A 23629-nucleotide genomic window follows, 5' to 3' on the forward strand; every position below is an offset into this window, starting at 1 on the left:
CCCCGTAACCCACTATTCAGATGTTCGACGGACTGAAGAAGAAACTCAACCGCTTCCGCGAAGACGTCGAAGATACCGCCGAAGAGAAAGCCGAAGCGGCAGCTTCGGAGGCCGAGGCTGACGCTGACGCCGAGGCGGTAGAACCCGACGCCGAAGCGGTGGAACCAGACGACGAGACGGCGACCGAACCTGTCGACACGTCGGCCACAGCGGAGGACGACGACGCTCTCACTGCGTCGACAGAGACTCCCGAACCGGAACCGGAACCGGAGACGGAGACGGAAGCCGAGGACGCGGTGACGGACGCCGACTCCGACGAACCGGCACGCGAGTCACTCGCCTCGGACGCCGCGAAACAGGCACTGTCCGAGAAGAAAGCCGATGGGTCGGAGAGCAACGCGAGTCGTCTCAAACGCGCTGCCGCGTTCGCCACCGGGAAAGTCGTCATCGAGGAAGAGGACCTCGAAGACCCCTTGTGGGAACTCGAGATGGCGCTCCTCCAGAGCGACGTGGAGATGAACGTCGCCGAAGAGATTCTCGAGACGATTCGCGAGAAACTCGTCGGCGAGACGCGAAAGCAGGTCCAGAGTACGGGCCAACTCGTCGAAGAGGCGCTCCACGACGCGCTCTACGACGTCATCAGCGTCGGGCAGTTCGACTTCGACCAGCGCATCGCGGAGGCGGACAAACCCGTCACCCTCATCTTCACCGGCATCAACGGCGTCGGGAAGACGACGACCATCGCCAAACTCGCCCGCTACTTCGAAAAGGAGGGCTACTCGACGGTGCTCGCAAACGGTGACACCTACCGCGCTGGCGCGAACGAGCAAATCCGCGAGCACGCGGAGGTACTCGACAAGAAACTCATCACCCACGAACAGGGTGGTGACCCGGCGGCAGTCATCTACGACGCCGTCGAGTACGCCGACGCCCACGATATCGACATCGTGCTCGGTGACACGGCCGGTCGTCTCCACACGTCGAACGACCTGATGGCGCAGTTAGAGAAAATCGACCGCGTCGTCGGCCCTGACCTCACCATCTTCGTAGACGAGGCGGTGGCCGGACAGGACGCAGTCGAACGCGCCCGCAAGTTCAACGACGCGGCGGCCATCGACGGGGCCATCCTCACGAAGGCCGACGCCGACTCCAACGGTGGCGCGGCAATCTCTATCGCCTACGTGACGGGCAAGCCAATCTTGTTCCTCGGTGTCGGGCAGGGCTACGACCACATCGAGCGGTTCGACCCCGAACAGATGGTCAAACGCCTGCTCGGCGACGGCGAGTAACGCCCGCCACCTTCACTTCAGTTCGTCTCACTCCACTGCGAGCACGACGCCGAGCAGCAGCATCGTCCCCGCACCGACGTAGTTGAGTACGCGACTGACCCGGGTCGCTGCGAGTGTCTCGCCGAGTCTGTCGGCACCGAGCGCGACGACGGAGAGATACAGCGCCGTCAACACCGCATAGAGTGCACCGAGGAGTGCCATTCGCTCACCCGCGTTCGGTCCCTGTCCGGCGAATCCGGGGAGGAAGGCGAGAAAGAACAGCGCCACCTTCGGGTTCAGTGCGTTGACGAAGACGCCGCGGCGGAAACTTCCGGCGGCGTCAGTCTCGACTGACGGGTCGAACTCGTCGTCGCGGAAGGCGACGATACCGAGGTAGATGAGGTAGGCCGCACCGACGTACTGGATGGCCGCCGCCGCCTCTGGAACCGTTTGAAGAAGTGCGGCGACGCCGAGCGTCGCCAAGAGCGTGTGGAACAGGACGCCGGTGGCGATACCGAACGCCGACCGAACACCCGCCGTCTGTCCGTCGAGGCCGCGAGCGAGGACGTACATCGTATCGGGACCCGGTGTGAGGATGAGCGCGATAGCCGCCCCGGAGAAGGCGAGAAGAGTGGTCAACTGCAGTCCGAAGACGAGCGCCGTCATCGAGTCTCGCTATGCGTCCTCGGATGAAGTACGTGGGGATTCGGGAAGCACTTGGTTGCGGAGTTCTCGATTGCCGGACTCCAACCGTTCGACGTTCTCTGCGACGATGTCTGCCAGTCGGGTGAAGTAGTGTGGGGTGTGCCCTGCGACGTGGGGCGTGATGAACACGTTCTCGAAGTCCCACAGTGGGTGGTCGTTCGGGAGCGGTTCGGGGTCGGTCACGTCGAGTGCCGCCGCTCGAATGTACCCACGCTGTACCGACGAGACGAGTGCGTCGGTGTCGACGACGCCGCCGCGAGCGATGTTCACGAGAACGGCGTGGTTCGGGAGCGAGAAGAACGCCTGTTGGTCTATCAGGTGTCGCGTCTCGTCAGTCAGCGGGCACGCGAGCACGAGATAGTCTGTCTCTACGAGCGCGGATTCGAGCTCGTCGAAGCCAATCACGCGGTCCGTCGGCCCGCCTTTCTCCGGTGTGTACCGAACGCCGATGGTCTCGACGCCGAAGGGTTCGAGGCGCTCGACCACCGCCTGCCCGATGGCGCCGAGGCCGACGACGGTGACTGTCGACCCGGTGAGTTCGCCGTACGCCTGAAACGCTCGCCACTCGCGGCGCTCTTGTCGACGGATGCCTTCGTCGAGGCGGCGGGTAATCATCAGTAGCCAGCCGATGACGTGTTCGGCGATGTTGGGGCCGTGGACGCCAGACGCGTTCGTGACGGTGACGCCACGCTCGCGGAGTTCATCCATCGGGAGGTGGTCGTACCCCGCCGCCGCGCCAGCGAAGAGAGTCAGGTCGTCCGCGGCGGCGAGCACGTCGCGGGAGAGGTACGTTCCAGTGATGACGTCGGCGTCGCGGGCGGCGTCGAGCGTTTCGGTGGTCGTCTTCGGGTGGACGATGGTCGCGTTGGGAAGTCGCTCACGGAGCGCGTCGACGTACTCCTCGGCGGGGATGTCGTGTGATGGTTGGTCGAGGACGAGGATTCGTGTCATCGTCTGTGGTGTCGCTGGCGTGGCCGATAGGTGTTCGGCCGCCGACGCGACGGATAAAGCCTTTACCGACGCGACGGCGTAGGTGATTCCAATGGTACTCGACAATCTCGGGAGTTCTCTCCGCGGCAGTCTCGACAAGCTGCGGGGTAAGTCCCGCCTCGACGAGGAAGACGTACAGGAGATTGTCAAGGAGATTCAACGCTCCTTGCTCTCTGCGGACGTCGACGTCAGCCTCGTCATGGACCTCTCTGACTCCATCAAGACACGGGCACTGGAGGAAGAGCCACCGGGTGGGACGAGCGCTCGCGACCACGTTCTCAAAATCGTCTACGAGGAACTCGTCGGACTCATCGGCGAGTCGACGGAGATTCCGCTCGAATCACAGACCATCATGCTCGCCGGTCTGCAGGGGTCGGGCAAGACCACCACCTCCGCCAAGATGGCGTGGTGGTTCTCGAAGAAGGGGCTTCGTCCGGCGGTCATCCAGACCGACACCTTCCGCCCCGGGGCCTACGACCAGGCCAAGCAGATGTGTGAGCGCGCCGAAGTCGAATTCTACGGTGACCCCGACTGTGACGACCCGGTCCAAATCGCACGTGAGGGTCTCGAAGCGACCGAAGACGCCGACATCCACATCGTGGACACCGCCGGTCGCCACGCGCTCGAAGACGACCTCATCGCCGAAATCGAAGAGATAGAAGGCGTCGTCCAACCCGACTTGAATCTGCTCGTCTTGGACGCGGCAATCGGGCAGGGCGCGAAAGAGCAGGCCCAACAGTTCGACGAGTCCATCGGTATCGGTGGCGTCGTCATCACCAAACTCGACGGGACGGCGAAAGGTGGCGGTGCGCTGACCGCCGTCAACGAGACGGACTCGTCTATCGCCTTCCTCGGGATGGGTGAGACCGTCCAGGACATAGAACGGTTCGAACCCAACGGTTTCATCTCCCGCTTGCTCGGGATGGGCGACCTGAAGCAACTCTCCGAGCGCGTCGAACGCGCCATGTCCGAGACCCAACTCGAAGACGAAGATTGGGACCCCGAGGAGATGATGAAGGGGAACTTCACCCTCAAGGACATGCAAAAACAGATGGAGGCGATGAACAAGATGGGTCCACTCGACCAGGTGCTCGACATGATTCCGGGCCTCGGTGGCGGCCTCAAAGACCAGTTGCCGGACGACGCGATGGACGTGACCAAAGACCGGATGCGCTCGTTCGAAGTCATCATGGACTCCATGACCGACGAGGAACTGGAGAACCCGCGCATCATCGGTGCCTCCCGCGTCAAACGCATCGCACAGGGGTCGGGACAGGAGGAAGAGACGATTCAGGAACTCCTCGAACAACACCGCATGATGGAACAGACCATCAAGCAGTTCCAGGGCATGGGCGACGGCGACATGCAGCGCATGATGAAGAAACTCCAGCAACAGGGCGGCGGTGGCGGCATGGGCGGTATGGGCGGCATGGGCCCGTTCTAACCTCACTCACACAGATTCCCGAACGCCGCTTTTCGTCTACTCTCTCCGTGCTTTCGTCCGCGACTTCTCACTCACCCTCCGGTTCGCATGATTCGTCGCGCAGAGTCGTCCAGTATACGCCCGACTTTTAACGCTCGGGTCCGTCGCACCCGACAATGACGGTGCGCGACGTGGCAGTCGAGGCCTACAAAGAAGCCCTGCCTGCACTCGCCGCGAGTCTCGTCGGTGGGCTCATCGCCGGCGTCGTCCTCGGCGGTATGCGCGCCGAACTTCGTGCAGTCCCCGGCCTCCTCGTCCTCGTCCCTGCACTGTTGGCGACTCGCGGGAACGTCTATGGCTCGCTCGGCGCTCGAATCGCCACCGCACTGCATCAGGGTCTCATCGAACCCTACGTCGTCGGTGGCGACAGGCGACTGCGGGCCGCCGCGACTGCCGCCCTCGCGAACGGTGTGTTGACGAGTACGTTCGCCTCCATCGTCGCGTTCTTCATCCTCACTTTCCTCGGAAAGCCAGTCGCTCCGCTCCCGATTCTCGTCGGCATCGCCATCGTGGCGGGGCTGCTGTCGGGAATCGTCCTCGTCGTCGTCGTCGTCACCGTCGTCTTCGCGGGGTACCGGCGCGGACGGAACCCCGACACTATCGTGGGACCGCTCGTGACGACGACGGGTGACGTCTTCGGCATCCTCTTTTTGCTCATCGCCGTCCGAACAGTCCTCGCCATCGCGGGGGTGGTCTGACGTGCCAACCGAGTGGACCGTCCGGGCGATTTCGCGGGCGATGCTCCCCGTCTTGCTCCTGCTCACGCTGGTCGAAATCGGGAGCGGCCTCATTCTCGGGAGTTTCGAGGCGGAGTTACTCCGGTATCCCTCGCTGCTCATCCTCGTGCCCGTCACTATCGGGACGGCGGGCAACCTCGGGAGCATCCTCGCGGCACGACTCTCGACGTCGTTCCACCTCGGGACGCTGTCGTTCTCGCCGGCGGACGACGAACTCACGGGCAACGCCATCGCGACGGTGATTCTCGCACTGACGGTGTTTCCGATTATCGGGGTGGGCGCGTGGATACTGTCGGGACTCGTCGCCGGTGGTGCCGCGCTGTCACTCTCGACGGTGGTCATCGTCTCGTCGACCAGTGGCGTCTCACTCGCCGTGTTGGCCGTCTTCGTGACGTTCACCGCCACCTACATCGCCTACCGGTTCGGCCTCGACCCGGACGACGTGGTCATCCCCGTCGTCACCAACGTCTGTGACGTTCTCGGCGTCGTCGTCCTGTTCGCAGTGTCGCAACTCTTGATCTGAGGCGGCCCATCGACCGACGCCGATTAGTTTCTCCGTCGCTACCTCCGTCTGTGCAGACTTCGGCCGTCCTCCCGGTTCTGCTCGACGTGCTCCCGAGAGTCCTGCGTATCGCCGCCTACATCGCCGTCGGCGTCTTCGCGGCGAACCTCGTCGTCGCCCTCGGCCTCGTCGAGCGAATCGCCGGTCTCTCGCGCTACCTGACGAGTCCCGCCAACCTCCCCGACGAAGTCGGGACGGCCATCGTCACCACCGCCGCATCGGCGACGGCGGGGTACGGCATGCTCGCGGAGTTCCGCGAGTCCGGCGTCCTCGACGACAGAGCGACGCTGGTGGCAGTCACCATCAACACGTTCTTCGGATTCGTCCAGCACATCTTCACCTACTACTGGCCGGTGCTCATCCCCATCCTCGGCCGTGAAGTCGGGTTCCTCTACGTCGGTGCGCGCGCCGCAATCGCACTCGGAATCACACTGACGGGCGTCGTCGCCGGCGCGGTGTTGCTCTCCGACCGGAACGTCGAACCGACTGCCGTCGCAGAGACCGATGGTGCCGGCGACGACGCGGAGGCGGGCGATGAGTCCCTCCGAGCGATGGCCGACGAGGCGGCACGAAAGACGTGGAAGACACTGCGACGAATCGTCCCCCGACTCGCCGTCGTCTACGTACTCGTCACGCTCTTGTTGCAGACGACAGACCTCGAAGCGTTCACGAACCTCGCCAGTCCGCTGACGAATCTCGTCGGCCTCCCGGGGGCGGCAGTCCCCGTCGTCATCGCCTTCACGTTCGACACGACGACTGGTGCGGCGACGATTGCGCCGGCCATCGGAGAGACGTTCACCCCACGGCAGGCGGTGGCGACGATGCTCATCGGTAGTATCGTCTCCTTCACCGTCTCGACGTTCAAGCGGTCGATTCCGTTCCAGTACGGCATCTGGGGGCCGGAGTTCGGGTCGAAGGTCATCGTCGTCAACACGAGCCTCAAAATCGCCTTCCTCGGCGTCGCTGTAGCGCTGTTGGTCGCCTGAGCGGTGTTTAGCGGTCCTGTGGGTCGACTGGTCGGCCGTCTTCGGTCGGTGGCGCGACGTAGTCGATGAGTTCCTCGACAGACGGGTCACGGACCGTCACGTGGACTTCGATATCACCGAGTTCGTCGGGGTTGCCGACGGCGAAGTTGACGACGCCCTTGAACGCGGCCTGTTTCTTCAGCGCGAACGAAAAGCCGTCGTCGTCACGCCGCTTTTCGAACTCTCGTCGAGCGGTGTCGAGGATGGCCTGTTCGTGCAGTCGCTCCGAAAAGCGTTCTAACTCGTGAGTCTCTCCGACGAGTTTCCCGGGTTCGTGCGTGAGTTCGACGCCGGGGAAGAGGTTCTCGACGGCGTCTCCCACCCGGTCTGTCACCTCGGTGTCGCGGACCGGAACCTCGATTCGAACGTCGGCGCTGTATATCATCCGTCCACCTCGGCGACGGCCTCCGGGCCGTCTTCGAACAGACGCGTTATCTTCTCGTGGTACGCCTCCAGCGTGCCGGTGTTCTCGATGACCACGTCTGCGCGGTCCATCGCTTCACCCATCCCGAAGTCGAGTTCTCGCTCTTCGCGCTTCTTCAGCGACTCGACGTCGGTGTCGCTCTCGTCGCGTCCACGGTCACCGAGTCGCTCGGAGCGCATCTCGAACGGTGCTTCGACGCTCACGAGGACGAACTCGTCGCCGAACGCCTCGCGGAACCGGTCGAGTTCGACGCCCGAGCGGAGTCCATCGACGACGACGACGTCGTTCGATTCGAGGTGGGATTCGATGACGGGCAGTGACCGTGCCGCGATGGCGTCGTCGCCTTCCTCCTCGCGGAGGGCCTTCGCGATTTTGCCGTGGTCCGTCGCCGGGTCGAGTCCGCGGTTGCGACACTCCTCGCGGATGATGTCTCCCATCGTCACGACGGGGATGCCTGCTTCCTCGGCGACTTCGGCGAGTTCGCCCTTTCCGCTACCGGGCAGACCAACCGTCCCGATGACTCTCATAGCCGGTGTTACCTCGTTCGCGCTGTTAAACCCTCCCTTCAGTCGCTCTGGTCACTGGAACTGGCGCTCGCCCGCCAGTCGTGGTACCCACGGCGTTTTTCGTCTTCCACCGCATACTGTCAGTCATGAAACAACGGTCGTTCCTCGTCAGAGCCATCTGGTTCATATTCGTCGGGTGGTGGGCGACGCCCGCCGTCGTCAACATCGCGTGGTTGCTCAACCTGACTATCATCGGCATCCCGCTGGGTATCAAACTCATCAACCTCGTGCCGACGGTGTTGACGCTGAAGGAACCTCGGTCGCTCGCCGACCCGGAGGCGTCAGTTGGCCAGCGGTCGCTTCTCGTCCGCGGTGTCTACTTCGTCTTCGTCGGCTGGTGGCTGAGTTGGCTCTGGGCGAACGTGGCGGCGTTCTTCGCAGTCACGATTATCGGCTTGCCCATCGCGCTGTGGATGTTCAATCGGCTTCCGGTGGTCACGTCGCTGTACCGATTCGACGGGTAGAAGCCGATTCGTTTTTCATTTGGCACCTGTTTTTGGGATACGAGGGCGCGTAGCTCAGTTGGACAGAGCGTCGGACTTCTAATCCGACGGCCGCGGGTTCGAATCCCGTCGCGCTCGTGGAGACCGCCGAGCGATAGCGAGGCGTGTCGGAACGCACCCGCGCGGGATTCGAATCAGGGAGCAACTTGTTGCGACTGGGGTTCGAATCCCGTCGCAAACGCTTCGCGTTTGCTCAATCCCGTCGCGCTCTTTTGGGATTGCTCAGTGAAACGTCCACGAGCGATAGCGAGGCGTGTCGGAACGCACCCGCGCGGGATTCGAATCAGGGAGCAACTTGTTGCGACTGGGGTTCGAATCCCGTCGCAAACGCTTCGCGTTTGCTCAATCCCGTCGCGCTCTTTTAGGATTGCTCAGTGAAACGTCCACGAGCGATAGCGGGGCGTGTCGGAACGCACTCGCGAGGTCTGCGTGCCTTCACCGTCGTCAACACTCTCTCGGTTACAGGCGTCAGCATCAGTGACCGTCCTGCACTAGACTACCCTGACAACGCGACCTTCGTCCGAGGATTGCTGGATGGCGTCAAGAAGTCTGTGTACCTCCAACGCATCCTCAAAGCTGGGAGCAAACGCTTTCCCTTCTTGAATCGCCGCTGCCATACGCACATACGCCTGTCCCACGTTCTGTGGGGGGCCAAATGGTACCGACTCTGGCACTACTCGCAGTCGTTCAGGAACTGGCAATTCGACAAGCGGTTCGTCGCCTTGCGCACCAACAAGTTTGATTGGCGTAATCTGGGGTAGCCCCTCGGCCGTTGCTATGATCGTTCCCTTACTCCCATACACAGCCATCCGCCACCCGTCTCCATGGAATGGAACCGCTGATAACTGGTACGAGAGAAGTGCGCCAGTGGTGAGTTCGCCGTTGATTAGAACGTTATCGGCTGCTTCTGCATCGACCATCTCACCAGTGTCTGCCATACGCAACTTCTTCACTCGTGTTGCTACCCTGGCTGAAACCTCAGCCAGTGGCCCGAAACAATACGCAATGTACGCAAGCGTGTGTCCACCAATGATCGTCAGTAAATGGGCACCTCGATGGACCTCACGCTCGTATTCCATCCGAGAGGAGCGGTCAGGGGTACTCCTTCCAAGGAATGTCACCTGAATAGAATGGATGTCGCCTAACCAACCTTCGTCACATAACTCCTTGATGTAGGTAAGGGAAGGGTCGTGACGCCCTTGAAGCCCAATTGCTGTGACAACACCTTTATCCTGTGCGAGTGCCGCCATCTCCTCTGTTTCTGCAAGACTTGCACCGAGCGGCCACTCACAATAAACGTGCTTTCCAGCGTTTAGTGCTGGCACCACAATTTCGTAATGGCTTGGTATGTTTACAACAGCCGCGATGATGTCGATATCCGGTTGCGCTACCAGTTCATTGACATCGTGATACGCACGGTCTACACCGAATGCTTCTGCGGCAGCGGCAGCCGATTCGGGACGACTTGTACAGAGTGCCGCCAACTCGATCTGTTCTATTCCGTGCAATGCTGGGATATGAGAAACTGGTCCCCAGCTCCTGCCAGCGGCATCTGCTCCCACCAACCCTACCTTTAGTTTGTTTGCCATACCGATTATTTTCCGAGATACTGTTCACTCTCCTGCGAGAAGAAGATATGTGATCAACAATATTCTCCGTAGAAGTGTCGTATTCTACTATAATTCTCGCTCGCTTGCTCTCACGAGTGCGTTTTCAAGTGCTCCCACGTCGCTGAATGCTGAAGATTCGAATTCAGCTACGGATGCATCCGCAGATATTTTCGATTCAACGGGGCCGTGGAATCCTACTTCAGTCCCAACTCACGCCCGCACTCAGGACACTCGTCGTCGACGATTGTCACCTGCGCGTCGCAGTCCGGGCAGAACTCTCGGTAACACGCTCGGTCGCCCATGCGTGTATCTGACACGCGAACGACTGAGAATCTTCGGGTGGGCGTTCGTCACTCGTCGGCGACGTCCTTTCCCGGGTCGGTGAAGTTCGCGCCGATTTCGTCGCCGTACCACTGGGCGTAGAGTCCGGGGACGGCGAGGAGCGCAGTCGACGTTCCGCGCTCGACGACGACACCGCCGTCGGTGACGAGGATTTGGTCGGCGTCGCGGACGGCAGCAGGACTGTCGGTAGCGACGACAAGGGGGGCGTCCGACCGGCGCATCGCTTCGAGCGTCGCACGAAGGCGCGACGGTGACGTACTGTGGGGAGCGCGGACGAGTGGGGCGACTCCGGGCACGAGGGTGGCGGCAATCGACGCCGCCTCAGAGACGCGAGGACCGACGACGGCGAGAAACGGTGGACGTCTCGACGGGTCGCGAGCGTCCGAGACGGCGGGCGAGTCCGTGGTCCCGGTGGAGGTCATACACCTTGTTAGTCGTTACCACGGTCTAAAAGTATGCGGCACCCCACCGATGTTTCGAACACCATAACCGACATTTTAGATGTGTTTGTCAACTTCTCTTTCGAGTCGCGTTTGATTCTGAATTTCTTAATCTGGTGACAATAGAACCGTGGCTTGGGTGCTCGATTAATGCCGTCCCAACCGCGATTCTCGGCGAGAGGCACCGCTCACGGAGGTGAAGCCAGAAAAAACGGTGCGAAAACGGGCCGACGTTTCGAGTCGATGCGTGGGTCAGGTGGTGGGTGTATGGTGGCCTATCTGGGCGCGACTTACATCGCACCGCCCATGCCGCCCATACCGCCCATGCCGCCCATGCCACCCATGCCGCCGGGTGCGCCGCCTTCGTCGTCGTCGTCGCCGGTCTGGCCACCGGAGAGGTCGCCAGCAGCGATGACGTCGTCGATGCGGAGAATCATGACAGCGGCTTCGGTTGCGGACTCGATGGCCTGCGTCTTGACGCGGAGGGGTTCGACGACACCCTCTGCTTCCATGTCGATGATGTCGCCCGTGTAGGCGTCGAGGCCAGCGGCGAACTCGCCAGCGTCGTGGCGGGAGCGCAGGTCGACCAGCGAGTCGATGGGGTCGAGACCAGCGTTCTCGGCCAGCGTGCGCGGGATGATGTCGAGGGCTTCGGCGAACGCTTCGATGGCGAGTTGCTCGCGGCCACCGACAGAGTCAGCGAATTCGCGCAGGACGAGCGAGAGCTCCGTCTCGGGAGCGCCGCCGCCGGGCAGGACCTTGCCGTCTTCGAGCGTCGTGCGGACGACGCCAAGGGAGTCCTCGATAGCGCGTTCGAGTTCGTCGACGACGTGTTCGGTGCCGCCGCGGAGGATGAGCGTGACGGACTTCGCGTCTTCGACGTCCTCGACGAAGATGCGCTCGTCGCCACCGACGTCCTTCTGGGCGACGGACCCGGCGAAGCCGAGGTCGTCTTCCTCGATGTCGTCGAGGTTGCTGACGACGCGGCCACCCGTCGCACGGGCGAGGCGCTTGAGGTCAGAGGACTTGGCGCGGCGGACCGCGAGGATGCCCTCTTTGGCGAGGTAGTGCTGTGCCATGTCGTCGATGCCGTCACCGACGAAGACGACGTCGGTGCCGACGTCGACGAGCTTGTCGACCATCTCTTTCAGCTGCTTTTCTTCCTGGTCGAGGAACTGCTGAAGCTGGTCTGGGTCCGTGACGTTGACTTCGGCGTCGATTTCCGTCTCGCGGACTTCGAGCGCGTCGTCGAGGATGGCGACGTTCGCGTCTTCGACACCGTACGGCATGTTCTCGTCGACGCGCGTCTTGTCGACGATGACGCCTTCGACGAGTTCGGAGTTCTGGATGGAACCGCCGACGACTTTCTCGACGGAGACGTTGTCCGTGTCGATGCCTTCGTCGTCCTGCACTGCGAGGACGGCGTCGACGACGAGTTCGGCGAGGAGGTCCTTCGCGGACTCTGCGCCCTTGCCCGTCATCGCCGTCGCGGCGATTTTGACGAGGGTCTCGCGGTCGTCTTCGGTGACCTCGATAGCTCTCGATTCGAGGACTTCCTTGGCCTTCTCGGCGGCCTGTCGGTACCCCTGTGCGATGGTCGTCGCGTGGACGTCGGATTCGAGGAGTTCCTCGGCCTGGTCGAGGAGTTCACCCGCGATGATGACGGCCGTCGTCGTACCGTCTCCGACTTCGTCTTCCTGCGTCTCGGAGACTTCGACGATCATGTTGGCCGCGGGGTGGTCGATGTCCATCTCTTTGAGGATGGTGACGCCGTCGTTCGTGACGACGACCTGCCCGCCGGAGTCGACGAGCATCTTGTCCATCCCCTTGGGGCCGAGCGTCGTGCGTACGGCCTCGGCGACGGCCTTTCCGGCCGTGATGTTCATCGACTGCGCATCCTGACCGGATGTGCGCTGCGAGTCTTCACCCAGAATGATCATGGGCTGACCCTGCTGCATTCGCTGGCTCATAGTCATCGCCTGATTGTTTGTGATTCTATAAAAGGGTTGCGTTTAGTGGTATGTCAAAACGCAACACGGTGGCCTCGTCGAAGCCCGAAGACGGCTGTCGATTACGTGGGTTTATGTACGATTCCGAAGCCAGACTCGCCGTGCACCCTCGAAGGGGTCGGTGTAGTCGACGTCGAGGGCGTCGTAGACACCTCGTGGAATCCCGATGTCGGCGAGGAGGAGGTCACCCACTGCCGCCTCGGCCAGTCCCGTCTTCGGCAGCGCCAGTGTGAGTGTCGTGTCCGGTTCGACTGCCACACCGGGTGCGTCCCCAGTCGTCGCGTCGACGCCCGAGGGAACGTCGAGTGAGACGATGGTGTCCGCGTCCGCCGTCGTCTCGGCGAGCGTCGCCGCCGTCCCACGTAGTTCCCCCGAAAGTCCGTATCCAACGAGCGCATCCACGACGACTGCGGCGTCACGGACGTGCTCGCCGACCACCGACGCTGTCACGACGTCCGCGTCCGTGGCCGCGAGGATGCGACGTTGTCGAGCGGCCGCACCGGTCAATTCTGTGTCGGCCCTGTCGAGGACGAGCGTCACGTCTGCGCCGCCGTTGGCCAGATGCCGAGCAGCGCAGATGCCGCCGCCACCGTTTCCGCCATCACCGGCGAGGACGACGATTCGCCCGCCGTCTGCACTCTCACGGGCGACTTCGCCGAGGGTGCGGCCGGCGTGTTCCATCATCTGGAGGAGCGCGAGTCCGACGTCTTCGACTGCGACACGGTCCACTTCGCGCATCTGGTCGGCGGTGACGGCAGGAACGAGTTGTCCAGCTACCGTCTCGAATACGGCGGTCACACCGCTCTGTACGTGCTGTACTCGAAAAGACGATACGGTGAGCGAGGGCCGCACGAGCGGCGTCCTCGTCGGTGACGTGCCTCGGTGGCCGCGTCGGCGGTGGCGTCTCAGTTGTTCTGTCTGACGTTGAAACCGCGCGTCAGGTCGTTGTGCTTGCGTTCGAGGTACGAGTAGACTGCGCCGTGGGGCGCACCGTCGAGAATCATCTCGACGGCGCGGCGGACGACTTCGACTTCCTCTGGTTGGCCGATGATGCCGAGCGTCGAACCATAGATGACGACGTCCGCGCCGGTCAACTCTTCCATGAGTTCGCGGGTCCGGCCGTTCTCGCCGATGAGTCGGCCCTTCTGGCGACGCATGTCGTTCTTGTTCCGGGTGTGGCGGTCGATTTCGATGAGTTCGAACATCATCATCTCGTCGTCGAGGAGCGCCATCGCGTCCTCGGGGGCGAAGCCACGGCCGACGGCGCGAACGACGTCGGGAGCGACCATGCCGAGTACGGGGTCACCCACGCTGTCGATTGCGACGCTGCCGTTTTCGGAGTCGACGTCGAGTCGAACTTCTGCTCGACTCTCGATTTCCCGAAGCGTCGAGCCACCTTCACCGATGAGAACACCGATACGGTCCTGCGGCACCTTGACGTGCTGCATAAGACTGGATACCCAGTCGAGCGGTTTAAGCGTTCGCTCGCGGCGTCACTGCGTGTGTCACTGGCATACGCGCCGTTTTCGGGCCGCGCCGTTCACGCCGTGGGCGTCGCAGGCACCCCGTCGCGGGTAGCGTGATGCACGGCGAGGGACCCCACGGCGACGACACCAAACCCGACGACGAGCGCTGGCCGATAGAACGCCGCCGATAGCACGCCGTAGGTCCCCAGAAACGTGTTGACCGCCGCGTGACCGAGCACCGCCGGGACGAGACTCCACTCGGCCCACTCGGTTGCGACGCCGAACAGCACCGACCACGAGATGGTCAGTGCGACGAACGCGAGGGGGTCGGTTCCGCCGACGGCGAACGTCTGACCCGGGAGGAGAAACAGCGGTGCGTGCCACAGTCCCCAGACGATGCCGACGGCGGTTCCTGCGACTCCCGGCCCGACTCGCTCACGGAGCAGTGGGTGCGCGAATCCGCGCCACCCTGCTTCTTCGGCGAGTGGGCCACCGATGAAGACGTTCACGAGGATGACGACGGGAAGGAACGAAAGCGGTGGGGCCTGTCCAGGAAATCCCGGTGGCACGCCACCGAGCGAGGTGACCCAGATGGCAGCGACGGTGGTGACGAACGCGACGCCGACGACACCGACTGCGGGCAACAGACCAGAGCGCCACGCGAGGTACTTCGAGAGGAGTGCCCGGACGCCGCTGCGACCCGACTCGCGCCACGTCAGGCCGACTGCGGCGACAGTCGGCCCCCACGCGCCGACGAGGATGGCGACGATGTCGACAGAGTCGGGGAGGACGGCCGTGAGAAGCCAGAACGGCCACGCCCAGAGAGCGGCGAGGCCGATAAACGAGAGAAATCGACTCACGGCGCTCCTCGGCATCAATTATTCCTCGTCTTCGTTTTCGTCTTTCTCCGCGGTGACGAAGTCGTACAGCATGTCTGCGTCGGCGTCGGCCCCCTGTCGCTGGAAGAAGTTGGCGACGTTGCGACAGTCGCGCCGGAGGAACTCCTCGGCGTTCGGGTGGTGAATCGTCACCGCCTGTCCCAGGTCGATGACGACGAGTTCGCCCTCGTGGATGATGAGGTTGTACTCCGAGAGGTCACCGTGTACGAGGCCGGCGCGGTGGAGACGACGCATGTACTCGCGGACGACTTCGTACGCAGTCTCTGGGTTCTCGACGTTGACCTCGGAGAGTCGTCGCGCCCTGTCGTCGGCCACGCCGACGAGTTCCATCACGAGCACGTTTCGCTGGACCGAGATTGGTTTCGGGACACGAACCCCGGCACGCTCGGCGCGTTCGAGGTTGGCGAACTCCTTTCTGACCCACGCGCGGACGACCTGACCCTTGTCGTGGCCGATGCCCTCGAAGCGCGGGTCGCCTTCGAGGTAATCGCGCATGTGACGGAAGTCAGAGGCGCTGATGCGATAGATTTTGACGGCGACTTCAGTCTCGTCGGGGCCGAGTGCCTCGTAGACGTTGGCTTCCTTGCCCGTCGAGATGGGGCCACCGAACGCGTCGATGTGGCCGTCTTGGACGAGTTTGTAGATTGCCGCGAACGTCGCGTCGTCGAACACCGACTGCTCGACTTTGAACTGGTCGGCGTCTTTCATCCGAATCCTGAACTCGTCGAAGTCCCGGTCACGTCGTTTGGCGATGCGGTCCGCTTCGTCGTCAGAGAGGTCTATCTCTTCCCACTCGTCACCGAACGCCTCTCCCTCTTGGGGTTCGACCAGACCGAACTCGTCACTCATTGGACTAGGGCTACGAGAGGCGAGATGAAAAGGCCACAGGCTCCGTCGTCGACTCTATCGCCGGCGAGAACAGTGACAGTCCGACTCAGTCTACTGGATGTGTCCTTCGCGTCGGAGTTGGTCGGCTTCGGATTTCTCGTACCGCCACGTCACGTCTGCCTTCTCGTCTTGCCAGTCCCACGGTTCGACGAGGACGACGTCGTCTTCTCGAATCCAGATGCGCTTCTGCATTCGGCCGGGGATGCGAGCGGTCCGCTCGACGCCGTCGGCACAGCGGACGCGGATACGATTTGCACCGAGCATGTTCGTCACGACGGCGAACACTTCGTCGTCGTTCGGCATTCTGAGGTCTCGGCGGCGCTCGTTCTCGTCGTCGCTCATGCGCGACGCTTCTACGTCGTCATGTTTAAACCCGCCGACGTCAGTTCGACGGGAACTGTCCCGTCGAACGACGCGTTTAGGGAGCTCCCGTCACGCCGTCGAGGTATGCTGGATAAACTCGGCACGAAAGGTATCGCCGGCGTCGTCTCGCTGTTCCTCGGTATCGGCATCGTCGCGGTTCAGGCCCCACTCGTCGCGGCGGGTCTCGCGCTCGTCGTCGCGGGACTGGGTCTCGTCGCGAGTGGCCTCGCAGAGAACGTGATGAAGATGTTCGGGATGGTCTGACGTCTGGACGGGCGACCGATTACGCGTCTATCTTGTCGCGACCCGGTGCGATGAGTTCGTCGAGGTACGTCGCCAGTGCGCCTTTGGCGTCGGCCGGGTGGAGTTCGCCCGATTCGAGGTCCGCTTCGAGCGACTCGTAGTCGTCGTATTCGAGGTTTCCGCCGTACTTGTCGGGGCGTTCGACCACGACGCGTTCGAAGCGCGGGAAGACGTGGTACTCGAAGATTTGGAGCACCGGATTCTCGCGTGCGTCGCCCTCGTCCGTCGGGTCGGGGTCGGCCGTCGGCGGGCAGTAGGCGCTGTTGACCTTCTCTTCTATGTCCTCGGTGGTGTCTTCCATCGAGATGGTCACGCCTTTCGACGAGGACATCTTGCCGATGCCCGACGCGAGGTCCGCGATGAGGGGGGTGTGGAGACACGTCGGCGACTCCTCACCGATACTCGGCAGGGTGTCGCGAGCGAGCATGTGCACTTTCCGCTGTTCCATCCCACCGATGGCGAGGTCCACGTCCAGGTAGACGATGTCCAGCGCCTGCATGATTGGGTAGACTGCCTGTGCAACCGTCACGCTCTCGCCGCTCTTGATTTCGGCCATGGCACGTTCGGCCCGCGAGAGCGTCGTCTCGAGTTCGAGCGCGTGTAAGTCGAGGATGTAACTCTCGTCGAGTTGGAACTCCGACCCGAGGACGAACTCGGTCTGGCTCTCGTCTAAGCCGTAGGCGATGAACTGTTCTTTCATCCGCTCGGCCGTCTGGCGAATCTCCTCGAAGGTGCCCTTGCCGTTGAGGTAGGCGTGTACGTCGGCCAGGAGTACGACTACCTCGAAGCCCGCCTCTTGGAGGTCGATGAGCTTGTTGGCGGTGAGCATGTGACCGATGTGGAGGACTCCCGAGGGCTCGTAGCCCACGTACGCTCGCTTGCCCTCGGTGTCGTCGGCCAGCGTGCGCACTTCGTCCTCCGTGACCACTTCGGAGGCGTTCCGAGTGATCAGGTCGTATGCGTCCATACGTGTTCGGAAACGGGGATGTGGGATATGACTTCTGGAAACTCGCTCGCTGGCGAAACCGACAACACCTCCCGGTCCTAACTCCGGGTGATGTCCGACTCTGGAACTCGCACGCGTGCGCCTGTCGTCATCTTCGCCGCGCTCATGCTCGTCGTCTTCGGCCTCTTGGCGGTCATGTGGGCGTCGGTCAGCGGTGGTGACCTCCTCCCGTACATCCTCGGGTTCGGCGTCTACTTCCTCGTCTTCCACATCTACCTGCCCTACCGGGTCCACAAGGACGCGACGTTCAAAGGCCGGAACGCGACGTTCTGGGCCGCCTTCGCATTTTTCGTCCCGGTGCTCGGCGCGGCACTGTACTTCGTCGTCGGCGGACTGGTGGGTGGCGACGACGTGACGAGTTAACGACGAGATTCGACCGGAGGAGGGCTGATTCGCTCTGTCGACCTCCTCAAAATTGAACAGGACTGGCGTGACACAGACCGAGAGTGAGTTCAGCACAAGTTGGTGTGTACCACTCGTTCTCATCTCTGGTTGCACTCCTCGACGAATTCAGCACAAGAGACCGCTAGTCCAAGACGTGTTGGGAGCGGTCAGTCGAAGCGACGGCGTTCCCGAAACATGATTCCATATCCAACCCTGAGACGCCCCACAGGCGGCCACGTTCGGAGTATGATTATGGACACGCGAGGCCTTCTTGAATCATGGACCCAATATTCTTCGACTCTCGCAACGAGTTCCGTACCTGGCTGGAAGAACACCACGACAGGGCCGAGGTGCTGTGGGTCGGCTACTACAAGGCCAACGCCGAGCGAACCGGTATCGGCTACGGCGAATCTGTCGAGGAAGCGCTCTGCTTCGGGTGGATCGACGGCCTGGTTAGGGGCATCGACGACGAGACGTACACCCGTCGGTTCACGCCCAGGCGCCACGACAGCAAGTGGTCGAAGGCGAACAAGGAGCGGGTCGAAGCGATGGTCGAAACGGGGAAGATGACCCCGGCAGGAATGGAACTCGTCGAAGCGGCGAAGGAGTCGGGCGAGTGGGCGGCTGCCTATCGCCTCGGCGACGACCACGAAATTCCGGCCGAACTCGAGGCGGCGCTGCGTGAGAACGAGACTGCCTGGGAGAACTTCCAGAACTTCTCGAACACTGACCAGCACGCGTTTATCGTGGCCGTTGAGGAGGCTAAGACGGACGAGACCAAGCAAAAGCGCATCGAACGAACGGTCGAACTTGCGGCGCAGGACCTCCGAGTATACGACGAGAGCAACAAGCGGCGGCTGTGATGAGGCATTTTCGGAGGGACCCGTCTTTCAAGAAATTTCTTTTTCTCGTGTTCCATCTCGTCACCATTGCGGACGGAGTTACGGCGATGCTCACCGGGACTGGTCGTGCAGTAGGCGCCCTGTATCGACCGGCTGATTGGCTCGAAAGCGACAATCGCTGGTGACTGACTCGTACGCTGTATTTAGCACGGACTCGACGAACTGTCAGCGACTGCATATTTCAACAGCGCCGTCTGAGTCAACCGAAATCGGATTCGACACGTCTCACCGCTTCTCTGCGCGGTGTTCGGAGATAATCTGGTCGACCATCGATTTCTGTTTCTCCTTGCGGCGTTCTTCGGCGCGTTCTTCCCAGTCATCGATTGCGTCGGCTATCTCCGACTCGGGGGCGACGGCGAGTTCGTCTATCTCCTGTATCGTCACGTCGTCGGCGGGTGCGACCGGAATCCCGGCTTCGAAGAGCACCTCGTCTGCGACATCGGAGAGGTTGCCCGACCGGACGACGACGCGCGGGTCGAACTCGGCCAGTCGCTCGGCGGTGGTTCGCCCTGCACCGCTGGCGTCACGCAGGTAGACCACGTCGCCGCTGGCGATGCCGTACTCGTCGACGGTGTGGTCCAGCGCGCCGTTCGTGAACTGCTCGACGACTTTGACGGGCACGAGGTTGTTCTCGGTGTTCACGTCGGCGAAGTTCGAGTGGTCGAGTTTCCACAGCGACTTCAGGCGGTCGAGTTTCTCCGCGAGTTCGTCGTTCTCGGCTTCGAGCGACTCGATTTTTCGTTCCAGGCGCCCGTTTTCGCGTTCGAGTCGGTTCACCTCGCGCCGTTCGCGTGCCTCGCGACGCTCCTCTCTGCGAGCGTCCGAGAGTTCAGTCTTGTACTCCTCGATGGTCTCGTTCTTCTCGTCGAGCGTCTCGGTGAGGTCATCGACGTGCGATTCCAGGCGTTCGACGCGGGACTTCAGGGTACGAATCTGCCGCTGTTCGGGGGAGAGTTCCGGTTGTTCGTGGGCGTCGTCGGCCTGTTCGTCGCTCCCGTCTTCCCCGTCGTCGTTCATCTCGCGGAGGACTGCCTCGACGGACTCCTCGCTCGTGAGGACGCGCGAGATGACCTCCTCGCGGTCCACGTCGGCCGGCACCTTTCGTGAGATGCGTTCGAACTGGTCTTCGTGGTCGTCGTAGGCGAACAGCGCGGCGGCGAGGGCGTCGCGTTCGTGGTCGTTCTCGTAGGCCACTTCGCGGGTCCGGTGGAGTTTCTCGTCGACCGGGATATCTTTCGGTGGGGCCCATCCGGCGGCGTCGAAACTCCGGCGGAACTTCTCGACGGTTTCGGGCATCGGGGTGACGTCGGCGGCGACGATACTCGGCCGTCCGCGTTCGATGAGCCATTCGATGATGGCCGCGGTGTCGGCGGTCCGGGTGGAGTGGACGTCGAGGACGCGACCATCGAGACTGACGACGGCGACGGCAGTCGTCGTCCCGGGGTCGATACCGACGATGACGCGGTCACGCCGCTTGACGAGCGGTTCGAACTCGATACCGTCGCGACGCTCGCGTTCGATTTCGACGCGGGTGTCGCCGGAGCGGTGCGTCGAGACGGGGATGTCCTGTGGTCGCCCTTCGACGGTGAACAGTGCCTGCGAGTAGCCACCGTACTTCTCTGTCACCTCGCGCTCGAATTCGAGATTCGCCTCTTTGAGCGCGGATTCGACTTCACGGGACTGCTGTTTGACCGACCCGTGGATGCGGCGCGTGTAGCGGTCCTGACTCCAACCGCCCTTTCCGGTCGAACGCCCACGAGACACCTTGACTGTGGTCGTGTTCTCGAATGCGACGACTTCGTAGCCGACGTTGGAGAGGGCGAGTCTGGCGGCCGCCTCCGCCTCCTTCATCGGGTCTTTGCCGTAGGGGACGCCGTGTCGCGACGCCACTCGGGAGAGTGGTTCGGGTCGTTCGGCCCCTGTCACCTGCACCAGTCGGGTCTCGTGTGGAAGCCATCGCAGGAAGCGAACCAGGTCGTCTTTGTCCGTCGCGAGTTCGTACATGTTGTCCGTCGCGACGAGTGCAGGTTCGTCACGCTCGATGAGGCGACGTAACTTGCGGAAGGAGACGACGTCTCGTTCGATTCGGACCTCGTCTGACTCGGTGTCTCGGGTGTCTATCACGACGAGGGCGTACGAGGGGGCATCGCCGCGCACGTCGCCGCTCTGGATGTCGACGCCGAAGACGACCGAGTCGAGCGCGCTCGTCCGGTCGTTCACGGCGGCGACTAGGGACGCACCGAATATATACTCCACGCCGGTCGCTCGCGTACCACACTGTTCGGTTCGTCGTCGCGCCCCGTGACGTCGCCTGTGTGTTGTGACTCCCTCGGCTTTCGGCTGGGATTTGTGACAGCCCACGACACACAACAAACAAATCAATTCGATGGAATGTACAGGCATGAGTTCTGATATCCCCGACCCACCGTCGGTGACCCCCCGGTCACTGACGCGGATTGCCCTCATCGCAGGCATCGCCCTCCTCCTCGTCGCTGCCCCCATCGCGGGCCTCCTCGCGTGGGAACCCGTCGAAGAAGGGAACGTGAAGGTGGTCAAGAAGTGGGGTGCGACGACCGGCACCGTGTTCGACCCCGGTGCGCACTTCATCAACCCCGTCTCGCAGTCGACGGTTTCCCTCTCGGTTCGCCCGCAGTCGTACACGATGTCCTCGGCGTCCAGCGAGGGCCAACGGCAGGGCGACGACGCCATCACCGTCCTCACCCAAGACGGCCTCCGAACCGACATCGACGTGACCGTCCGCTACCGCGTCGATGCGGCGCAGGCGGTCAAATTCTACCAGAACTACCGGACGGTCGGTGCCGCCGAAGAGCGACTCATCCGGCCGTCGATTCGGTCCGTCCTCCGAACCGAGGCGGGGCGACTTCCGGTCACGGTCATCTACACCGGTGAAGGCCAGACCCAACTGAAAGCTGCCGCCGAACGAGAACTTGGCCAAGAGTTCGCAGAGGCCGGCCTCATCCTCGAAGCTGTCCAGATTCGAAACGTCGAACTCCCGAACGAGTACGCACAAGCGGTCGAACAGAAGGAGATTACCGAGCAACGTCGGCAACAGAAACAAGACGAACTGGCTGTCGAAGAACTCGAAGCAGAGCGCAAGCGAATCGAGGCACAGGGTGAAGCAGACGCCAACCGCATCGTCTCGGAGTCGCTCTCCGACGAGGTGCTCGCCCAGAAGTACATCGAGAAGTTAGACGAGACGGACACGGTGTACATCCCCATCGGCGGGGACGGCTATCCGCAGTTCGTCCGGTCGCTCGATAGTGACGGGTCCTCGTCGGCGTCTTCGTCTTCGTCCTCGTCAGCGTCGTCGTCCTCGTCGTCGAGTAACACCGACAACTCCACCAGTTCAGCCTGATGCGACTCCGCCGCGAACTCGTCGTCGTAGTCGCCCTCTTGGTCGTCATCGGCGCACTCGCACGGACGAGTGCTGGGCGATTCGTCCTGCCACTCGTCGCCGTCGGTGTCGCCGCCAGTTTGGGCTATCTCCTGTTCAAAACACCGGCGTACTCGCGGACGACACTCGGCCCGCGAACGCGACTCCTCGAATCAGCACCGTCGGCGACGGACGCCACGTGCGTCGAATGCGACGCGCCCGCGACGACGGTCAGACACTACGTCCGCGAGTGGGTGATTCTCGGGGTTCCGGTCGTCCTGCTCGACGACGGCCGAAACCCGGTCTGTGACGAGCACCGGGACTGACGTGGTTGTCTGACGTAGGCGAGTCTCCGTCTACGATGTCGTCGACTCGTCGCCTGCGTCCGGGAACGGAACGTCTTCTTTCTGGCCGTCTTCTGCCACGAACACGTCGCCGTCGAAGACTTCGCGCGCCTGTTCGAGAAGCGGGTTCGGATTGGTCGCGTAGCGTGCCGAGATGTGGGTCAGTGCGAACCGGCGGACGTCGGCGTCGCGGGCGACGCGTGCCGCCTCGCGAGCGGTCGAGTGGGCGGTGGATTTCGCTCGCTCGGACTCGTCGTCGGTGAATGTCGCGTCGTGGACGAGCAAGTCGGCGTTCTGTGCGACGTCGATGGTCGTGTCGAGCGGGCGGGTGTCGCCGGTGTAGACGACTTTCCGACCGGGGCGGGGGTCTCCGACGACCTGTTCGGACCGGACGACCGTTCCGTCGTCGAGTTCGACGTCTTCGCCGCTGTGGAGGCGACCGAACGCGGGACCGACCGGAACGCCGAGTGCTTCTGCTTTCTCTCGGTCGAATCGACCGGGTCGGTCGTCTTCGACGAGCGTGTAGCCGATAGACGAGGTTCGGTGTTCGGTCTCGAAGGTTCGGACCTCGTACTCGTCGGCGCTGTAGGCGACGTTTCCGGGGCGAACCTCGTGGAACGAGACGTGGAATCCGGGTTGGTAGCCGCCAGCGTGGACGAGTCGTCTGAGGTGCCGTTTGCTCCCCGGCGGCCCGTGGATGGCGAGTGGGTCTTCTCGCTCGTTGAAGTCGAGCGTCTGAATCAGTCCGGGGATGCCGAGGATGTGGTCGCCGTGGAGGTGCGTGACGAACAGGTGGCTGATACCGAACCCGGTGCCGAATCGCATCATCTGTCGCTGAGTCCCCTCCCCGCAATCGAACAGCAGGCGCTCGCCGTCGCGATTCACGAGAAACGCGCTCGGCGCTCGCGCCGTGGTGGGGACGGCCCCGCCCGTCCCGAGGAAGGTCACACGCATAGACATGCCAGACAGTGATAGCGGCGGGGGTAAACGTGCGTCGAATCGTCGGTGTCGGTGAG

General features: G+C 62.7%; 26 protein-coding genes and 1 tRNA gene. 12 read left to right on the forward strand and 15 right to left on the reverse strand.

Features of this window, described 5'->3' with window-relative positions; translation table 11 throughout:
- Positions 1 to 20 precede the first annotated feature (20 nt).
- Entirely contained in the window at positions 21 to 1289 is a 1269-nt protein-coding gene (gene ftsY / locus ACK3R5_RS15960) for a signal recognition particle-docking protein FtsY (protein WP_411967649.1), read from the forward strand.
- A 27-nt stretch (positions 1290 to 1316) separates the two neighbouring features.
- Here ftsY and ACK3R5_RS15965 read toward each other — a convergent pair whose 3' ends face one another.
- Together ACK3R5_RS15965 and ACK3R5_RS15970 are read right to left on the reverse strand one after the other, a co-directional pair.
- A complete protein-coding gene (locus ACK3R5_RS15965) occupies positions 1317 to 1934 on the reverse strand; it encodes a LysE family translocator (RefSeq protein ID WP_411965024.1) in 618 nt (205 codons plus the stop codon).
- A gap of 9 nt (positions 1935 to 1943) precedes the next feature.
- On the reverse strand, positions 1944 to 2924 hold the full coding sequence (locus ACK3R5_RS15970; protein ID WP_411967650.1) for a D-2-hydroxyacid dehydrogenase: 981 nt from the start codon (positions 2922 to 2924) through the stop codon (positions 1944 to 1946).
- Positions 2925 to 3015: 91 nt separating this feature from the next.
- Here ACK3R5_RS15970 and ACK3R5_RS15975 point away from each other — a divergent pair, with 91 nt between their 5' ends.
- The 4 genes from ACK3R5_RS15975 (at position 3016) to ACK3R5_RS15990 (ending at position 6731) form a co-directional block, all read left to right on the forward strand.
- Complete coding sequence (locus tag ACK3R5_RS15975; RefSeq protein ID WP_411967651.1) at positions 3016 to 4407, forward strand: signal recognition particle protein Srp54; 1392 nt, start codon at positions 3016 to 3018, stop codon at positions 4405 to 4407.
- A 155-nt stretch (positions 4408 to 4562) separates the two neighbouring features.
- On the forward strand, positions 4563 to 5144 hold the full coding sequence (locus ACK3R5_RS15980) for a magnesium transporter (protein WP_411967653.1): 582 nt from the start codon (positions 4563 to 4565) through the stop codon (positions 5142 to 5144).
- A 1-nt stretch (position 5145) separates the two neighbouring features.
- Positions 5146 to 5706 carry a magnesium transporter gene (locus ACK3R5_RS15985; RefSeq protein WP_411965028.1) on the forward strand — a complete coding sequence of 187 codons (561 nt, stop codon included), beginning with the start codon at positions 5146 to 5148 and terminating at the stop codon, positions 5704 to 5706.
- 50 nt (positions 5707 to 5756) lie between these two features.
- Positions 5757 to 6731 carry a nucleoside recognition protein gene (locus ACK3R5_RS15990; RefSeq protein WP_411967654.1) on the forward strand — a complete coding sequence of 325 codons (975 nt, stop codon included), beginning with the start codon at positions 5757 to 5759 and terminating at the stop codon, positions 6729 to 6731.
- A gap of 7 nt (positions 6732 to 6738) precedes the next feature.
- Here ACK3R5_RS15990 and ACK3R5_RS15995 read toward each other — a convergent pair whose 3' ends face one another.
- Positions 6739 to 7155 (reverse strand): RNA-binding domain-containing protein, encoded by a 417-nt coding sequence (locus tag ACK3R5_RS15995; RefSeq protein ID WP_411965030.1) that lies wholly within the window; start codon positions 7153 to 7155, stop codon positions 6739 to 6741.
- On the reverse strand, positions 7152 to 7721 hold the full coding sequence (locus tag ACK3R5_RS16000; protein WP_411967655.1) for an AAA family ATPase: 570 nt from the start codon (positions 7719 to 7721) through the stop codon (positions 7152 to 7154). The genes ACK3R5_RS15995 and ACK3R5_RS16000 overlap by 4 nt, the downstream gene beginning before the upstream one ends.
- A gap of 125 nt (positions 7722 to 7846) precedes the next feature.
- On the opposite strand from ACK3R5_RS16000, the gene ACK3R5_RS16005 reads away from it, so the two are divergent.
- Both ACK3R5_RS16005 and ACK3R5_RS16010 read left to right on the forward strand, forming a co-directional pair.
- Positions 7847 to 8224: a YccF domain-containing protein gene (locus ACK3R5_RS16005; RefSeq protein WP_411965032.1), complete on the forward strand. Its 378-nt coding sequence runs from the start codon at positions 7847 to 7849 to the stop codon at positions 8222 to 8224.
- 43 nt (positions 8225 to 8267) lie between these two features.
- Positions 8268 to 8341, forward strand: a tRNA-Arg gene (locus tag ACK3R5_RS16010).
- Between the two features lie 413 nt (positions 8342 to 8754).
- On the opposite strand, the gene ACK3R5_RS16015 is transcribed toward ACK3R5_RS16010, so the two are convergent.
- From ACK3R5_RS16015 to eif1A, 8 genes are all read right to left on the reverse strand, one after another.
- The gene (locus ACK3R5_RS16015) at positions 8755 to 9852 is read right to left on the reverse strand and encodes a Gfo/Idh/MocA family protein (protein WP_411967657.1); all 1098 of its coding nucleotides are present in this window, start codon (positions 9850 to 9852) and stop codon (positions 8755 to 8757) included.
- Positions 9853 to 10223: 371 nt separating this feature from the next.
- Positions 10224 to 10637: a hypothetical protein gene (locus ACK3R5_RS16020; RefSeq protein ID WP_411965034.1), complete on the reverse strand. Its 414-nt coding sequence runs from the start codon at positions 10635 to 10637 to the stop codon at positions 10224 to 10226.
- Between the two features lie 308 nt (positions 10638 to 10945).
- Positions 10946 to 12595 (reverse strand): thermosome subunit alpha, encoded by a 1650-nt coding sequence (thsA, locus tag ACK3R5_RS16025; RefSeq protein WP_411965762.1) that lies wholly within the window; start codon positions 12593 to 12595, stop codon positions 10946 to 10948.
- A gap of 141 nt (positions 12596 to 12736) precedes the next feature.
- Positions 12737 to 13462 (reverse strand): NAD(P)H-hydrate epimerase, encoded by a 726-nt coding sequence (locus tag ACK3R5_RS16030; protein ID WP_411967658.1) that lies wholly within the window; start codon positions 13460 to 13462, stop codon positions 12737 to 12739.
- Between the two features lie 107 nt (positions 13463 to 13569).
- The gene (locus ACK3R5_RS16035; protein ID WP_411965036.1) at positions 13570 to 14112 is read right to left on the reverse strand and encodes a KH domain-containing protein; all 543 of its coding nucleotides are present in this window, start codon (positions 14110 to 14112) and stop codon (positions 13570 to 13572) included.
- A gap of 92 nt (positions 14113 to 14204) precedes the next feature.
- Positions 14205 to 15005 carry a lysostaphin resistance A-like protein gene (locus tag ACK3R5_RS16040; RefSeq protein WP_411967659.1) on the reverse strand — a complete coding sequence of 267 codons (801 nt, stop codon included), beginning with the start codon at positions 15003 to 15005 and terminating at the stop codon, positions 14205 to 14207.
- 3 nt (positions 15006 to 15008) lie between these two features.
- Entirely contained in the window at positions 15009 to 15878 is an 870-nt protein-coding gene (gene rio1 / locus ACK3R5_RS16045; RefSeq protein ID WP_411967660.1) for a serine/threonine-protein kinase Rio1, read from the reverse strand.
- Between the two features lie 90 nt (positions 15879 to 15968).
- Entirely contained in the window at positions 15969 to 16259 is a 291-nt protein-coding gene (gene eif1A, locus ACK3R5_RS16050) for a translation initiation factor eIF-1A (RefSeq protein WP_004058539.1), read from the reverse strand.
- Between the two features lie 105 nt (positions 16260 to 16364).
- Here eif1A and ACK3R5_RS16055 point away from each other — a divergent pair, with 105 nt between their 5' ends.
- Complete coding sequence (locus ACK3R5_RS16055) at positions 16365 to 16544, forward strand: hypothetical protein (RefSeq protein ID WP_411965038.1); 180 nt, start codon at positions 16365 to 16367, stop codon at positions 16542 to 16544.
- 19 nt (positions 16545 to 16563) lie between these two features.
- On the opposite strand, the gene ACK3R5_RS16060 is transcribed toward ACK3R5_RS16055, so the two are convergent.
- A complete protein-coding gene (locus ACK3R5_RS16060) occupies positions 16564 to 17550 on the reverse strand; it encodes a tyrosine--tRNA ligase (protein ID WP_411965039.1) in 987 nt (328 codons plus the stop codon).
- A gap of 90 nt (positions 17551 to 17640) precedes the next feature.
- Here ACK3R5_RS16060 and ACK3R5_RS16065 point away from each other — a divergent pair, with 90 nt between their 5' ends.
- Positions 17641 to 17952: an ATPase gene (locus tag ACK3R5_RS16065; protein WP_411967661.1), complete on the forward strand. Its 312-nt coding sequence runs from the start codon at positions 17641 to 17643 to the stop codon at positions 17950 to 17952.
- A gap of 299 nt (positions 17953 to 18251) precedes the next feature.
- A complete protein-coding gene (locus tag ACK3R5_RS16070; protein ID WP_411967662.1) occupies positions 18252 to 18836 on the forward strand; it encodes a YdeI/OmpD-associated family protein in 585 nt (194 codons plus the stop codon).
- 264 nt (positions 18837 to 19100) lie between these two features.
- Here ACK3R5_RS16070 and ACK3R5_RS16075 read toward each other — a convergent pair whose 3' ends face one another.
- Positions 19101 to 21095, reverse strand: a complete 1995-nt coding sequence (locus ACK3R5_RS16075) for a DUF460 domain-containing protein (RefSeq protein ID WP_411967663.1) — start codon at positions 21093 to 21095, stop codon at positions 19101 to 19103.
- Positions 21096 to 21276: 181 nt separating this feature from the next.
- Here ACK3R5_RS16075 and ACK3R5_RS16080 point away from each other — a divergent pair, with 181 nt between their 5' ends.
- Together ACK3R5_RS16080 and ACK3R5_RS16085 are read left to right on the forward strand one after the other, a co-directional pair.
- A complete protein-coding gene (locus ACK3R5_RS16080) occupies positions 21277 to 22251 on the forward strand; it encodes a prohibitin family protein (RefSeq protein WP_411965043.1) in 975 nt (324 codons plus the stop codon).
- Positions 22251 to 22595: a hypothetical protein gene (locus ACK3R5_RS16085; protein ID WP_411967664.1), complete on the forward strand. Its 345-nt coding sequence runs from the start codon at positions 22251 to 22253 to the stop codon at positions 22593 to 22595. The genes ACK3R5_RS16080 and ACK3R5_RS16085 overlap by 1 nt, the downstream gene beginning before the upstream one ends.
- Positions 22596 to 22625: 30 nt before the next feature.
- Here the strand turns inward: ACK3R5_RS16085 and rnz are convergent, their stop codons facing one another.
- Entirely contained in the window at positions 22626 to 23567 is a 942-nt protein-coding gene (gene rnz, locus ACK3R5_RS16090; protein WP_411968672.1) for a ribonuclease Z, read from the reverse strand.
- Between the last annotated feature and the right edge of the window lie 62 nt (positions 23568 to 23629).

Origin of the sequence: Haloferax sp. YSSS75 (genome assembly GCF_046764215.1) — an archaeon.
In the GTDB taxonomy this organism is placed as follows: domain Archaea; phylum Halobacteriota; class Halobacteria; order Halobacteriales; family Haloferacaceae; genus Haloferax.

What these genes read in the sequence shown, in the direction of transcription:
- ftsY (WP_411967649.1), top strand. Translation starts at nt 21, where the DNA reads ATGTTCGACGGACTGAAGAAGAAACTCAACCGCTTCCGCGAAGACGTC.
- ACK3R5_RS15965 (WP_411965024.1), bottom strand. Translation starts at nt 1,934, where the DNA reads ATGACGGCGCTCGTCTTCGGACTGCAGTTGACCACTCTTCTCGCCTTC.
- ACK3R5_RS15970 (WP_411967650.1), bottom strand. Translation starts at nt 2,924, where the DNA reads ATGACACGAATCCTCGTCCTCGACCAACCATCACACGACATCCCCGCC.
- ACK3R5_RS15975 (WP_411967651.1), top strand. Translation starts at nt 3,016, where the DNA reads ATGGTACTCGACAATCTCGGGAGTTCTCTCCGCGGCAGTCTCGACAAG.
- ACK3R5_RS15980 (WP_411967653.1), top strand. Translation starts at nt 4,563, where the DNA reads ATGACGGTGCGCGACGTGGCAGTCGAGGCCTACAAAGAAGCCCTGCCT.
- ACK3R5_RS15995 (WP_411965030.1), bottom strand. Translation starts at nt 7,155, where the DNA reads ATGATATACAGCGCCGACGTTCGAATCGAGGTTCCGGTCCGCGACACC.
- ACK3R5_RS16000 (WP_411967655.1), bottom strand. Translation starts at nt 7,721, where the DNA reads ATGAGAGTCATCGGGACGGTTGGTCTGCCCGGTAGCGGAAAGGGCGAA.
- ACK3R5_RS16005 (WP_411965032.1), top strand. Translation starts at nt 7,847, where the DNA reads ATGAAACAACGGTCGTTCCTCGTCAGAGCCATCTGGTTCATATTCGTC.
- ACK3R5_RS16015 (WP_411967657.1), bottom strand. Translation starts at nt 9,852, where the DNA reads ATGGCAAACAAACTAAAGGTAGGGTTGGTGGGAGCAGATGCCGCTGGC.
- ACK3R5_RS16020 (WP_411965034.1), bottom strand. Translation starts at nt 10,637, where the DNA reads ATGACCTCCACCGGGACCACGGACTCGCCCGCCGTCTCGGACGCTCGC.
- thsA (WP_411965762.1), bottom strand. Translation starts at nt 12,595, where the DNA reads ATGATCATTCTGGGTGAAGACTCGCAGCGCACATCCGGTCAGGATGCG.
- ACK3R5_RS16035 (WP_411965036.1), bottom strand. Translation starts at nt 14,112, where the DNA reads ATGCAGCACGTCAAGGTGCCGCAGGACCGTATCGGTGTTCTCATCGGT.
- ACK3R5_RS16040 (WP_411967659.1), bottom strand. Translation starts at nt 15,005, where the DNA reads ATGCCGAGGAGCGCCGTGAGTCGATTTCTCTCGTTTATCGGCCTCGCC.
- rio1 (WP_411967660.1), bottom strand. Translation starts at nt 15,878, where the DNA reads ATGAGTGACGAGTTCGGTCTGGTCGAACCCCAAGAGGGAGAGGCGTTC.
- eif1A (WP_004058539.1), bottom strand. Translation starts at nt 16,259, where the DNA reads ATGAGCGACGACGAGAACGAGCGCCGCCGAGACCTCAGAATGCCGAAC.
- ACK3R5_RS16055 (WP_411965038.1), top strand. Translation starts at nt 16,365, where the DNA reads ATGCTGGATAAACTCGGCACGAAAGGTATCGCCGGCGTCGTCTCGCTG.
- ACK3R5_RS16060 (WP_411965039.1), bottom strand. Translation starts at nt 17,550, where the DNA reads ATGGACGCATACGACCTGATCACTCGGAACGCCTCCGAAGTGGTCACG.
- ACK3R5_RS16065 (WP_411967661.1), top strand. Translation starts at nt 17,641, where the DNA reads ATGTCCGACTCTGGAACTCGCACGCGTGCGCCTGTCGTCATCTTCGCC.
- ACK3R5_RS16070 (WP_411967662.1), top strand. Translation starts at nt 18,252, where the DNA reads ATGGACCCAATATTCTTCGACTCTCGCAACGAGTTCCGTACCTGGCTG.
- ACK3R5_RS16080 (WP_411965043.1), top strand. Translation starts at nt 21,277, where the DNA reads ATGAGTTCTGATATCCCCGACCCACCGTCGGTGACCCCCCGGTCACTG.
- ACK3R5_RS16085 (WP_411967664.1), top strand. Translation starts at nt 22,251, where the DNA reads ATGCGACTCCGCCGCGAACTCGTCGTCGTAGTCGCCCTCTTGGTCGTC.
- rnz (WP_411968672.1), bottom strand. Translation starts at nt 23,567, where the DNA reads ATGCGTGTGACCTTCCTCGGGACGGGCGGGGCCGTCCCCACCACGGCG.